This is a genomic window from Dinoroseobacter sp. S76 (assembly GCF_049801095.1).
Lineage (GTDB): Bacteria > Pseudomonadota > Alphaproteobacteria > Rhodobacterales > Rhodobacteraceae > Dinoroseobacter.
Window position 1 is genome coordinate 424,241 of record NZ_JBNAGH010000003.1, and the last position, 11,824, is coordinate 436,064.

General features: G+C 65.3%; 12 protein-coding genes and 2 tRNA genes. 8 read left to right on the top strand and 6 right to left on the bottom strand.

What is annotated here, in order from left to right; genetic code table 11:
* Window positions 1-149 precede the first annotated feature (149 nt).
* Window positions 150-224, top strand: a tRNA-Gly gene (locus ACP153_RS11580).
* Window positions 225-284: 60 nt separating this feature from the next.
* Here ACP153_RS11580 and ACP153_RS11585 read toward each other — a convergent pair.
* A complete protein-coding gene (locus tag ACP153_RS11585) occupies window positions 285-1,286 on the bottom strand; it encodes a hypothetical protein (RefSeq protein WP_424971147.1) in 1,002 nt (333 codons plus the stop codon).
* Between the two features lie 136 nt (window positions 1,287-1,422).
* Between ACP153_RS11585 and ACP153_RS11590 the strand changes: the two genes are divergently transcribed.
* On the top strand, window positions 1,423-1,836 hold the full coding sequence (locus ACP153_RS11590; RefSeq protein WP_424971148.1) for a hypothetical protein: 414 nt from the start codon (window positions 1,423-1,425) through the stop codon (window positions 1,834-1,836).
* A gap of 5 nt (window positions 1,837-1,841) precedes the next feature.
* Here the strand turns inward: ACP153_RS11590 and ACP153_RS11595 are convergent, their stop codons facing one another.
* Both ACP153_RS11595 and ACP153_RS11600 read right to left on the bottom strand, forming a co-directional pair.
* Window positions 1,842-5,045: a 2Fe-2S iron-sulfur cluster-binding protein gene (locus tag ACP153_RS11595; protein WP_424971149.1), complete on the bottom strand. Its 3,204-nt coding sequence runs from the start codon at window positions 5,043-5,045 to the stop codon at window positions 1,842-1,844.
* 197 nt (window positions 5,046-5,242) lie between these two features.
* A tRNA-Tyr gene (locus ACP153_RS11600) sits at window positions 5,243-5,326 on the bottom strand.
* 173 nt (window positions 5,327-5,499) lie between these two features.
* Between ACP153_RS11600 and rlmB the strand changes: the two genes are divergently transcribed.
* The 4 genes from rlmB (at window position 5,500) to ACP153_RS11620 (ending at window position 8,028) form a co-directional block, all read left to right on the top strand.
* Window positions 5,500-6,294 (top strand): 23S rRNA (guanosine(2251)-2'-O)-methyltransferase RlmB, encoded by a 795-nt coding sequence (rlmB, locus tag ACP153_RS11605; RefSeq protein ID WP_424971452.1) that lies wholly within the window; start codon window positions 5,500-5,502, stop codon window positions 6,292-6,294.
* Window positions 6,295-6,362: 68 nt separating this feature from the next.
* A complete protein-coding gene (locus ACP153_RS11610) occupies window positions 6,363-6,716 on the top strand; it encodes a hypothetical protein (RefSeq protein ID WP_424971150.1) in 354 nt (117 codons plus the stop codon).
* 88 nt (window positions 6,717-6,804) lie between these two features.
* Window positions 6,805-7,260, top strand: a complete 456-nt coding sequence (locus tag ACP153_RS11615) for a YHS domain-containing (seleno)protein (protein WP_424971151.1) — start codon at window positions 6,805-6,807, stop codon at window positions 7,258-7,260.
* A 294-nt stretch (window positions 7,261-7,554) separates the two neighbouring features.
* Complete coding sequence (locus tag ACP153_RS11620) at window positions 7,555-8,028, top strand: CoA-binding protein (protein ID WP_424971152.1); 474 nt, start codon at window positions 7,555-7,557, stop codon at window positions 8,026-8,028.
* Between the two features lie 75 nt (window positions 8,029-8,103).
* On the opposite strand, the gene ACP153_RS11625 is transcribed toward ACP153_RS11620, so the two are convergent.
* Together ACP153_RS11625 and hisF are read right to left on the bottom strand one after the other, a co-directional pair.
* A complete protein-coding gene (locus ACP153_RS11625) occupies window positions 8,104-8,412 on the bottom strand; it encodes a phosphoribosyl-ATP diphosphatase (protein ID WP_424971153.1) in 309 nt (102 codons plus the stop codon).
* Complete coding sequence (gene hisF, locus ACP153_RS11630) at window positions 8,409-9,170, bottom strand: imidazole glycerol phosphate synthase subunit HisF (RefSeq protein ID WP_424971154.1); 762 nt, start codon at window positions 9,168-9,170, stop codon at window positions 8,409-8,411. Before hisF ends, ACP153_RS11625 begins: the two co-directional genes overlap by 4 nt.
* A gap of 131 nt (window positions 9,171-9,301) precedes the next feature.
* Between hisF and ACP153_RS11635 the strand changes: the two genes are divergently transcribed.
* Window positions 9,302-10,423: a THUMP domain-containing class I SAM-dependent RNA methyltransferase gene (locus tag ACP153_RS11635; RefSeq protein WP_424971155.1), complete on the top strand. Its 1,122-nt coding sequence runs from the start codon at window positions 9,302-9,304 to the stop codon at window positions 10,421-10,423.
* 78 nt (window positions 10,424-10,501) lie between these two features.
* On the opposite strand, the gene hisA is transcribed toward ACP153_RS11635, so the two are convergent.
* Entirely contained in the window at window positions 10,502-11,224 is a 723-nt protein-coding gene (hisA, locus tag ACP153_RS11640) for a 1-(5-phosphoribosyl)-5-[(5-phosphoribosylamino)methylideneamino]imidazole-4-carboxamide isomerase (protein ID WP_424971156.1), read from the bottom strand.
* 160 nt (window positions 11,225-11,384) lie between these two features.
* Between hisA and ACP153_RS11645 the strand changes: the two genes are divergently transcribed.
* Window positions 11,385-11,774, top strand: a complete 390-nt coding sequence (locus ACP153_RS11645) for a DUF2147 domain-containing protein (RefSeq protein WP_424971157.1) — start codon at window positions 11,385-11,387, stop codon at window positions 11,772-11,774.
* Window positions 11,775-11,824: the final 50 nt, after the last annotated feature.

An 11,824-nucleotide genomic window follows, 5' to 3' on the forward strand; every position in this document is an offset into this window, starting at 1 on the left:
GCCACTCAGGCGGCTTCAGCCTCTGAGGAGCAGGCGGCACCACGGATCCCTCCCCTGCGACGGGCGGGCGCAGCAAAAAATCGCAAATCGGTGCGTTTTTCACTTGCAGCCAAGGGGGCCGCTGGATACATCACGCTCACTCAACGGACGCGGGCGTAGCTCAGGGGTAGAGCATAACCTTGCCAAGGTTAGGGTCGTGAGTTCGAATCTCATCGCCCGCTCCAGTTGAAGTTCTCCGGACAAGCTAGATCAAGAAACCGCCCCCCGGCGGGCAGTGCTTCTACTCAGCGCAGCCAGAGCTTGTTGCGTTTGAGCGTGTTGCGGATGGTCTGCTCTTTCGGAGGCAGATCCGCCCGATCAAAGAGCGCCCGCGCCTTGGCGCCCTTGCCCTGATAGATCATCCGTTTCGCGGCCTCAGAGCCCTTGAGAAGCTTCTTGATCCGGTTCGGGGCGGTCACTCTTTCCAACACCTCGACGACCTCATCGGCCTCACGCGCATAGAGCAGCGGCAGCACCCGGTAGTGACAGCTGATCCGCCCATCGAGCAGCCCCGGCGGCACCGCGTCCCGCCCCCCGCCGAGCCCGTGGATCACGAGCGGCAGCGCGATCTGGTCTAGCCATGGCTCCAGCGGCTGACAGATCAGCTCGGGCGGCGGGTCGTCCCAGATGCTGCGCGCGATCTCCAGGAACCGGCGGTGAAACACCTGCGGGCAGCCACCAAAGAACCAGCCCGCATTGAAATAGAGGTAGCGCTCCCAATACTCGTCCGGGTGGGTTTGATCGAGGGAGCTCTCGAAATCGAGCCCGAACCGGTCATAGAGCGCCTTCCAGGTCTGGGTATAACCCGGCCCATAAAGCTCGATCACCGGCCATGTCCCGGTCCGGCGCATGGAGGCCCCGGGACGGCTGTCCTCGAAGGGCACCTCGGAAAGGGGCCCGAGAAAGAGCGTGTCCGTATCGAAGAAGACGAAGGGCCGGTCGCGGTCGAGCACCTTGAGCGCTTCGATCTTGTTGCCATGGGGGTAGCGCGCGCCGAACGCCTCGGAGGCGAAGGGCCGGATCTCGGCCCCATACTCGGTGCCCAGAAAGCTGCGAATCTCGGACGGCGCCGTCGGATCGGTCTCGCCCCAAAGCGGCCCGGGCTGCGGCTCGGCAAAGATCAGGCGCCCGTCGTAATCCGGATTGGCCGCCCGGAACGACGCCGCAAAGATCAGCGCCTCATAAGCCAAGCGCCCGCCCTGCAACACGGCGAGCACATCACGGCCCGGGGGCGCCTCTGCCCTCATGGACGCTGCATCAGGCGCATCCGCGCGCGAAGAATGGAAGGAAGTCGGTCATCTCTGGGCCTGCCCGGTTTTTTGCAGTATGCCGGGATCAAGCTGCGGGACAACCCGTTCCCGCCCAGAGAATTCGGAGTGACTCATGCCGCGTCCCCTGCTGCTCTGCCTTGGTCTCCTGGCGGCGACGCCAGCCATGGCCACCGGTTTCACCACAGCCGCCGAGGTCAAGCCGATCCTCATGGCCACACAGTCGAGCTGGGTCGCGGTGCGCAAGTTCAACGGGCAGGACCTGCTCTATTTCACCCAGATCGAGAGCTGGCGCTGCGGTGTCCAGCAGATCGCCTTCAAGGTCAACGGCGACCCCGAGCAACTCTTCAAGTTCATGGAACCCTGCTATGAGGGCACGCCCGCGCCGAACGCCTTCAAGCTCGACAGTCACTTGCCTTACGTGGCCTTCCCGCTCGACAGCCTGACCAGCGTCGAAGTGACCGTGACTTTTGGGGATGGCTCGACCCAGACCGCCAATTTCGAGCGGAGCCAGATCGAGCTGCAATAAGCGGCTCAGAGGTCGACCTCGATCACCCCGTCTTTCTCGGCGGCGCGGGACTGGCACAGGATAACCGCGTCTTTCCGCTGGGCCTTGGACAGCACGTAGTCTCGGTGCTCCACCTCGCCGGAGACCAGCCCGCATTTGCACACCCCGCAGATCCCGTCCGAACATTTCACGTCGATCTTGATCCCGGCTTCGGTCAGCACATCCGTGGCGGTCTTGTCTGCGGGGATCTGGAATTCCCGCCCGGACCGCGTGAGGCGCAGGGTAAAGGGGTGGTTCTCATACTCCGGCACCTCGGGCACGGAGAAGAACTCCAGATGCCGCGCCTCCTCCGGCACACCCTGCCGCTCGGCGGCCTCCATCACGGAGGACATGTAGCGCTCGGGCCCGCAAGTATAGACATGCGCCCCCTCCGGATGGCCCGCAAAGAGCGCGTCGAGATCCGCGCGCGTGCCCTCATCCGAGATATGCAGATGCAGCTTCTCGGCCCAGGGCATCGCCGCAAGATCGTCGAGGAACCCGGCAGCCGCGCGTGTACTCACCGAGTAGTGCAGCGCGAAGTCCCGGCCCAGCGCGTGGAGCCGGTGCGCCATCGCGATCATCGGCGTCACCCCGATCCCGCCGCCCATGAGATAGGACATGGGCGCCTCCTCGGTCAGGGGGAAGTGATTGATCGGGCGCGAGATGAAGACCCGCCGCCCCTCGGCAAAGATCCGGTGCATCAGCTTAGAGCCTCCGCGCCCGCCCTCCTCGCGCAACACGCCGATCTGGTATTTGGAGCGATCCGCCGGGTCCCCGGACATGGAGTATTGGCGCAGAAACTCCGGCGCGACCACGATGTCCAGATGCGCGCCTGCGGTCCACTCCGGCAGATCCCCACCGGAAGGCAGACGGAACTCGTATTTCGTCACCTCGGGCGTCATGACCTCGGCCTTGGTCACCACGACCTGGAGGACCGGGCTCTCCCCGGCATCCGCGCGCCGGTGGATCACGCTGTCATCGCCCTTGGCCAGTCGGTCGCGATACTCCTCGGCGGTGATCATCGCCTGATAGGCCTCGATCCCGGCCTCACGATCCATGGGGAACGGGTATGGGTAGGGATGCGGCGCAAGGGGCGCGGGATAGACCGCCAGCGTCTGATCCTCATAGCGCAGGTCAAGGTCCCGCTGCAGGTCGCGCGCATTGACCGGGTGGCGCGTGGGCCGGTATCCGCCATCCTCGAAAAGCTCCAGATCCCACCACCATTTCTTGACCGGATTGAGCCCGCCATTGCCCACCGCATCATCGAGCTTTGCCAGCACCGGCGCGGCCTTGGGGAGGTTCATCGCCGCCCAGCGGAAGGGTTTTTCGGCAAAGAGCCCCTCAAGGTTCCACGGACAGGTCTTCATGCAGCGCCCGCACATGGCCCCGCCAAGGGTCGTGATACGGTAGCTCGCGCATTTCTGGCTGTCGGATTTCCAGATTTCATAGCCGTTGAACATCAGCTTTGGCCCGGCGGTGATCGCCCCGGACGGGCATTCGCGGGCGCATTTATTGCAGGCCTCGCAAAAGCTCTGCAGCCCGAAATTGATCGGATTGTCATGGGCCAGCGGCAGGTCCGTCGTCACCACCCCGGATTTCAGCCGCGGCCCGAGGAACGGGTTCAGGATTACCTCGCCGATCCGGCTCACCTCGCCCAGCCCTGAAAGCAGCAGGAGCGGCGGCTGCAACACCTCGCCATCGAGCACCGTATGCGCCTTGGCCGAATAGCCCAGATTGCGGATCTGCTTGGCAATCACCCCGCCCAGCAGCGAAAACCGCAGATAGGCCCGCATGGACTGCGCGACCGAGATCCAGTCATCGCCGGAGGCGCCCTCCATGGTCTCATAGCCCTGATCGATGATCATGCTGATCGCCTGATCATGGGGCGGGTTCAGCACCTCGCCCCGCGCGTCATGGGAATACCAGGTCCAGTCCGGGCAAGCGCTGATGCCCACCGCATCCACGCCGAGGAAATAGCTCGCCGCCTTGATCGCATCCGCATGGGTCTGCGGGTCCGGGGCGGCACGATCCGCCTCCGATACGCCGTCCTGCAAAAGAACAAAAGCCCCGAGCATCCGCCGCTGCGCCATGGACGGGGCCGCCTTGCGGGCGTAGTAGCCTCCCTTCGCCCCCTCCTGCAGGGGCTTGCCCATATCCCCAAACTGGGCGCGGGCAAACATATCCGTCCGCTTCGGCACCCGCGCCACATTGGGCGCGTCGATATAGGTGGTCGGGGTCTCGACCCGCTTCAGCGTCTCGAACGGGTGCGGACCATCGCGGAAGTCGCGGGACTTGAACGGATCACCATTCAGGGCCGATTTGGCCGAGGCCGTGCCCAACCACCAGGCCGGCCCCTTGGTCCGCATCCAAGGCTGCGTGGCGGCGAGTGGCGCATCCGGGGCGAGCTCCATCGTCGTGGTCAACACCGCCACCCCGAACCGCGTCCCGAGATAGGGGTTCGTGAGCACGCCATTCTCGATCGTCGCGAGCCCCGCAGCCACGGTCAGCTTGTTCAGCGACACATCCGTCGAGGTTGCCGTATGCGCCTTGGCATCCCAGCCCAGCAGCCGGATGTAATTGGCCAGCACCACCGCCGTCTCGGAGGCGCGCAGGCAGGCGCGGTGGGCCTGAGCGTCGGTGATCCATTCCGCCCCCGGTTCATCCGGGCGCGGATCGCGCGGCATCTCGTAAAGAAACACCATGGCATGGGTGTGATCCACGATGGTGGAGGGCGGCGCCTCCATGCTCTCCTTGAGATCGGCCATAATCATGTCGATGCCCGAGGCCAGCGTCTTGGTCTGCCGCGTGCGCAGCTCATGAGCGAGCCTGTCGATATCCGGGTTCCGGCGCGGCTGCGCCAGCAGAGCCTCAGGCGGCAGCGCGCAGGCCCCGACCATGGATGCGTCTGAGAAATAGCCAAAGGCCTTCAGATGGTTGACCCGCTCCACCAGGTCGCTCGGACACTCCGCCCGCGCCTTGTTCACCAGCCCGTCGCGGATCGCATCCATCATCGCCTGATACTCGCCCATAGCGTTGACGATCGAGGCCGGCGCCTCAGGCCGCGCAAAGCTGAGCGGGATGTCGTCGGGCACGTGCGACAGATCCGGCATGGCGCCGCGCGCGAGCCGCTCCAAAGGATAGGGACCGAGATGCACGGGCCGCGTCGCGTCAGAGAAAAACCGGATGCTCACCGGCAACCTCGGAGGGTGCCTTGACTTGTCCTCGACATCACAGCCCCTCCCCGGCGCGTTCTCGGATAAGGATATGCTAAGCCGCGCGAGAACCACCGCAAGGCATAATCCAAGCTCCGTCCCGGACGAGCCATCACAATCCCCAAGACCCCGTAGGGATCCGGCGGCGCAAACTGCGCCTGGCAATGGAGGAAAAGTGGTGGGCGACCCTGGAATCGAACCAGGCGTGCGTCTCCGCGAGGGAGTTACAGTCCCCTGCCACACCTTGCGGCCTGTCGCCCAACGGATGCGTGATTACGCGGGCCGGGCTGGGGCGTCAACACCAAAACTCGCGCTGCGCGACGGGAATTTAGCCGCGTGCCACGGGCCCTTCCCGGCCCCAGCCTGACACGGCGTTGACCGGGCGCGGCCCCTCGGCTATCCCCGCGCCTTGATCCGCGCGAAAGGACAGGCCATGGCCGGTAAGAAGCCCACATGGGTGATCGACAAGGAACGCGCAAAGCGCGCCGCGGCGGCGCAGACCTTGTGGCTTTTCGGGCTGCATGCGGTGCGCGATGCCCTGCAAAACCCGGCGCGCAGCCGGGTGCGGCTGGTGGTCACGCGGAACGCGGCCGACAAGCTCGCCGATGCCATTGCCGCCTCGGGCATGGAGCCCGAAATCGCCGATCCGCGCAAATTTCCCGTCCCTCTCGATCCCGGCTCCGTGCATCAGGGCGCCGCACTTGAGGTCAAACCCCTGAGCTGGGGGCCCGTGGCGGAGGTCTGCCTCGGTGGGCCGACGGATAGCCCCCCTCTCGTGGTGCTGCTCGACCGGGTGACGGACCCCCATAATGTCGGCGCGGTTTTGCGCTCGGCTGAGGTGTTCGGCGCGGCGGCCGTCATCGCCACGGCCCGCTCGGCAGCACCCGAGACCGGGGCCTTGGCCAAGACCGCCTCGGGCGCGCTGGAACGGCAGCCCTATCTGCGCGTCCGCAACCTCGCCGACACGATGGAAGAACTCCGCGCCATGGGGTTCGACCTGCTCGGCCTCGATGGCGAGGCTGAGGAGAGCCTGGACACCGCCCTCGCAACCCGCCGCGACCGCCCGCTGGCGCTGGTCATGGGCGCCGAAGGGCCTGGCCTGCGCGACAAGACCAAGGCGACCTGCGATCTGCTGGTGAAGATCCCATTTGCCCGCGCCTTCGGCTCGCTCAACGTCTCGAATGCCGCGGCGGTCGCGCTCTATGCCTGTCGGACACCCCAGGGCTAGCGCCCGGCGCAGCGCGCGGATGACAAGCCCGCACCTCGCGCCTATCTAGGGGACAGAGAGGTACCGCCATGGCCGAATACACCAAAGTCGCCACCTGTTCCTATTGCTCCGCGCGCACCATGCTCGTGCCCTCGGCCCGGGACGGGCATGAGCTGGCCTGCGGATCCTGCGGGGCGCCTCTGCACGAGATGAAGTGGCTGAAGGTCCCTCCCCAGCCCGGCAAGAAACCCAAGGGCAAAGGCAAGCGCCGCAAGGAGACGGGCTATATCCCCGGCGTCCACGGCCCTGAAACAGGAGCCGGGTTTCGCGGCGCCTCCGAGCGCGCCGCCCATGCTCAGCCGCGCCGGAAGAAGCGCAAGAAACCCTTGTGGAAGAAGGCCTTGGGCGAAGCGGTCGACCTCATCGAAGACATCTTCGACTGACATCTCTCTCACAAGCACGTCACTTTTCTTGTCGGTTTTGACGTCAACTGCCACCTCCTGAGCAGATCAACGCTTCAGGAGACCCCTCATGATTTCACGTCGCACTTTCCTGGTCGGCACCGGCGCTCTGGCCGCTGCTGCACCCTTCGCCGCCCCCGCCCTTGCCGCCGAGCCCGCCATCTACGCCAAGCGTGGTCTGGCCATTCGCGGCTATGACCCCGTCGCCTATTTCGAGGACGGCAAGCCCGCAAAGGGCAACGCGGCCTACGCCCATACCTGGAACGGAGCCGAGTGGCGCTTTGATTCCGATGCGCACCGCGCCTCCTTTGCCGCCAACCCCGAGGCTTACGCCCCGCAATATGGCGGCTACTGCGCCTGGGCCGTGGCCGAGGGCTACACCGCTTCGACCGACCCGGATGCCTGGAAGATCGTCGATGGCAAGCTCTACATGAACTTCTCCAAGCGCGTGCAGCGTCGCTGGGAAAAAGACATCCCCGGCAACATCACCCGCGCCAACGGCAACTGGCCGAAGGTTCTGGGCTAAGCCGCAGCCCTGCTGGTCCGCCGGCAGGGCGTTTCGGCCAATATCCGCGCGTCGCACCCGGGGATATGACAGGAGATCACAGAATCGTGATCTCCTCCTTTCAATCCAGAATACGGCCCCTACGTACTTCTCATAGAAGCCGGGCTCGGAACTCCTGTGCTTCACTTCACTGTCCCTCGTTCCGTTACTACACGCCCGGCCCTCTCGGCCCGGGCGTTTTTTTTGCCTGCACCCGCGCGCAGCAACGGCAGAAGAGACCTTCCGAGCCGCCGCCCGGGGCGCTAGGCTCTCTCCATGACTGAGACTCCAAGTGACGACCTGCTGCGCGAGATCCTGACCCGGACCAAGGTCGTGGCCTGCGTGGGCGTGTCCATGAATCCGGTACGCCCTTCCTACTACGTGGCCCGCTATCTCGGCCTACGCGGCAAGCGTGTGATCCCGGTTAATCCGGTCCATGCGGGCAAGACCTTGCTGGGCGAAACCATTCGCGCAGATCTATCGGAGATCACGGAGCCCGTGGATATGGTCGATGTCTTTCGCCGCCCGGAACACGTGCCCGCCATTGTCGACGAGGCCATGGAGCATCTGCCAAACCTGCGGACAGTTTGGATGCAGATCGGCGTCACCCATGCGGAAGCCGCCGCCAAAGCCGAAGCCGCAGGGCTCACGGTGATCCAGAACCGTTGCCCCAAGATCGAGTATCAGCGGCTCTATGGCGAGCTGCGCATGGGCGGGTTTGCCACCGGCGTGATCAGCTCCAAGCTCTGACCCGCGCGGGCCCGCTTAAGTCTTCAAATGTCCTCGCCGAAGGCCCATGCCTGAAACTGGTCCCGAACGGACCGCTCAGCGCGAGGCTTTCTCCGCAATGCCCGAAATCCCCTGCCGCCGCGCCAACTCCGCCAGGACATCCTCCAACGCCACATCCCGGGCCGCCAGCATCACCAGCAGGTGATAGAGCACGTCCGCAGCCTCATAGGTCAGGTTCTCGCGGTCATCCTTGGCGGCGGCAATGATGGCCTCAATCGCCTCCTCGCCAAACTTCTCGGCGCATTTCTCCGGCCCCTTGGCCAGCAGTTTCGCAGTCCAGGAGCTTTCGGGGTCCGCCCCTTTGCGCGCGGCAATCACCGCTTCGAGATCCGCCAGAACGCTCATGACAGGCGCACGGGGATGCCCGCCTCCGCCATATGCTCCTTCGCCTCGCGGATCGTGTATTCCCCGAAATGGAAAATCGACGCCGCCAGCACAGCGCTCGCGCCGCCCTCGGTCACGCCGTCCACAAGGTGATCCAGCGTACCCACACCGCCCGAAGCGATCACGGGCACCGCAACCGCATCGGAAATAGCCCTTGTGAGCGGCAGGTTGAACCCTTGCTTTGTCCCGTCCCGATCCATGGAGGTCAGCAGGATCTCCCCTGCCCCCTTGGCCACCACGGTCTTTGCAAACGCCACCGCGTCGATCCCCGTGGGCTTGCGCCCCCCATGGGTGAAAATCTCCCATTTGCCGGGGCTGACGGTCTTGGCATCGATGGCGCAGACAATGCACTGGCTGCCGAACTTGTCCGCCGCCCGCGCGATCACATCCGGATCTGCCACAGCCGCAGAGTTGAACGACACCTTGTCCGCCCCCGCAAGCAACAGGTTCCGCACATCCTCGCTCGTGCGCACGCCGCCCCCGATGGTCAGCGGCATGAAGCATTGTTCCGCCGTGCGCGTGGCCAGATCATACATGGTGCCTCGGTTCTCATGGGTCGCATGAATGTCAAGGAAACACAGCTCATCCGCGCCCGCCGCGTCATAGGCCTTGGCGCTCTCGACCGGATCGCCCGCATCGACGAGGTCTACAAAATTCACGCCTTTGACGACCCGGCCATCGGCCACATCGAGACAGGGGATGACACGGGTTTTCAGCATGGGCAGGGTCCTCGGGTCGGCTCAGGGCCTCTTAGCGCGCCGGGGGTGCTGGAACAAGCCTTGCCCCAGAGCGAAGCCGCCCTGCTTGCTTGCCCCTCGCGCTGGACCCCGATCCGCGCTAAGCCCGGCCCATGACGACACCGCCCTTTGATCTCTTTCTCGCCGCCCCGCCGGGGTTGGAGCCCGTTCTGGCCGCAGAGGCTGCCGCGCACGGCTTTCCCGACCCCCATGCTGTGCCCGGCGGGGTCGAGACCAAGGGCGGTTGGCCCGATATCTGGCGCGCAAACCTGCATCTGCGCGGCGCGGCGCGCGTGCTGGTCCGCCTTGGCAGCTTTCGCGCCTTCCATCTGGCACAGCTCGACAAACGCGCACGTAAATTCCCCTGGGGCGATGTGCTACGGGCAGACATCCCTGTGCGCGTCGAAGCAACCTGCCGCCGCTCCAAGATCTATCATGACCGCGCCGCCGCCCAGCGCGTGATGCGCGCCATCACCGAAACCCTCGGCGCGCCCGAGGGCAAAGGCGACGACGCCGTCCGGATCCTCGTGCGGATCGAGGACGATCTGGTGCAGATTAGCCTCGACACCTCCGGCGCGCCGCTTCACCGGCGCGGACACAAGGAATTCGTCGGCAAAGCCCCCATGCGCGAAACGCTTGCCGCCCTCTTTCTGCGGCAGATGGGCTATGACGGTCGCGAGCCTCTGGTGGATCCCATGTGCGGCTCAGGCACCTTTGTGATCGAGGCGGCAGAGATCGCCCTGGGCTTTCCCCCCGGTCGCGATCGCAGCTTCGCCTTCGAAACGCTGGCCACAGCGGATCCAGACACCATAGCCGGGTCGCGCAAGCACAACCCGGCGGACGCGCCAAGCGCTGAGCCGTTGGCATTCGGCTTCGACCGGGATGACGGGGCGATCAGAGGGGCGCGCAGTAACGCGGACCGCGCGGGCGTGAGCGCAGCAACGCGGTTTGAGCGGCAACCCATATCCGATCTCATACCGCCTGTCCCCGGCCCCGGCCTCGTGCTGGTCAACCCGCCCTATGGCGCGCGGATCGGCAACCGCAAACTGCTCTTCGGGCTCTATGGCAGCCTCGGCAAGGTCCTGATGGAGGGGTTCTCTGGCTGGCGCGTGGGCGTCATCACCTCTGATGGCGGCTTGGCCAAAGCCACCGGTCTGCCCTTCCTCCCCGCAGGTCCCGCGGTCTCGCTGGGCGGGCTCAAGGTCACGCTCTGGCGGACAGATCCCCTGCCCTGACCCTGCCCCTCATTGTTCCCGAAATACTCCGGGGGTGCGGGGGCTGGCCCCCGCGACGTCACCAACCACCATCGTCTATCAGGCCTTCAGAACGGCCAAAGCCTCCGCCAGATCAATCGCCCCATCATAGAGCGCACGACCCGAAATCGCACCATCGAGCGGTGCGCCCGTTGCCTTCAGCGCGCGCAGATCCTCCAGCGAGGACACGCCGCCAGAGGCAATCACAGGGATCGAGGTCGCCCGCGCCAAAGCTGCCGTGGCGTCCACATTCGGGCCCTGCATGGCGCCATCGCGGTCAATATCCGTGTAGATGATCGCCGCCACCCCCGCATCCTCGAAGGATCGCGCGAGATCCGTGACCATCAACTCGGTTTCCTCGGCCCAACCACGGGTCGCTACACGCCCATTGCGCGCATCGAGCCCCACAGCCACCTTGCCCGGGAACGCCTTGGCGGCCGCGCGCACCAGATCCGGATCCTCCACCGCGACGGTCCCGAGGATCACCCGCGCGATCCCCTTGGTCAGCCACATCTCGATCGTCGCCATGTCCCGGATCCCGCCGCCAAGCTGCGCGGGCACCGAGGTCTCGGCCAGGATCGCCTCGACCGCCGCGCCATTGACCGGCGTGCCAGCAAAGGCCCCGTTCAGATCCACGAGATGGAGCCATTCGCAGCCCGCCTCCTGAAACGCCTTGGCCTGGGCTGCCGGGCTGTCATTGAACACGGTCGCCTTGTCCATATCGCCCTTGTAGAGCCGCACGGCCTGGCCGTCCTTGAGGTCGATTGCGGGGTAAAGGATCATCACGCGCGCTCCGGCTGTCTTATATCGTTGCGGGTCTCTAGCGGGCGCCGGGCCCGAATGCAAAGACGCAACGGCAGTTTGCAGGCTGGCGTTACGTCACACTTGCCCCGTTCAGCCCCCATTTGCGAGCCTCTGCCCCACCAATGAGGAGGACAAAGACATGAGATCGTTTTTCGCGACCCTGGCCGCCTGCGCGGCGCTTGCGAGCCCCGCGGCGGCCGATGCAGTCAAGGGCGTGTTCCAGACGGCCCCCAATGACGAGGGCAATGTGGGGCATGTGGAATTCTATGATTGCAGCGGCAAGATCTGCGGCAAGCTTCTGCGCTCTTTCACCTCGAACGGCACGCCCATCGCATCCGACAATATTGGCAAGAACATCGTCTGGGACATGCAGGCGCAGGGCGATGGCGACTACAGCAAGGGCAAGATCTGGGATCCGGGCGCGGACAAGACCTATCGCTCCAAGATGTCCCTTAACGGGGATCTGCTGAAAGTGTCCGGCTGCATCGGGCCGATCTGTCGAGGCAACACCTGGCAGCGAGTGCGCTAGAACGCCGATGGCCAGCGCGGGCTGAGAGCTGCCTCCGGCGGGGATATTTA